The sequence below is a fragment of the Pseudomonas viridiflava genome (assembly GCF_900602065.1).
GTDB lineage: Bacteria > Pseudomonadota > Gammaproteobacteria > Pseudomonadales > Pseudomonadaceae > Aquipseudomonas.
In genome coordinates this window covers 1-289 of the sequence record NZ_UWFN01000349.1, presented here as the reverse complement: position 1 = coordinate 289, position 289 = coordinate 1, and the positions used below count along the sequence as shown (strand labels likewise).

1 pseudogene is annotated in these 289 nt (G+C 58.5%); it reads left to right on the top strand.

What is annotated here, in order from left to right:
* Positions 1 to 289, top strand: a pseudogene (locus EE949_RS27025) (histidine kinase); the annotation flags it as partial.

Sequence of the window (289 nt, the reverse complement as noted above, 5' to 3'; positions counted from 1 at the left end):
CGATGATTTCCGCGGCGCGTGTCGAGGACGATCATCTGTTGATGCCGTCGGTGCTGCCGGGCGAGCAATTCAACCTGCCGGGCAGCCGCCTGATGGGCTACATCTATAACCGTCAGGGGCAGATGGTCTGGCGTTCGCTGTCCACCGAAGACCTGGACATCGATTACCACCCCAACTATGACGGGCAGGGCAGTCAGTTCACCAAGATCAAGGAAATCAACGGCGACGAGTATTTCGTCTACGACGTCGAGATTCGCCTGCTGGGTGGCCGCAATGCCGCGTTCAGTAT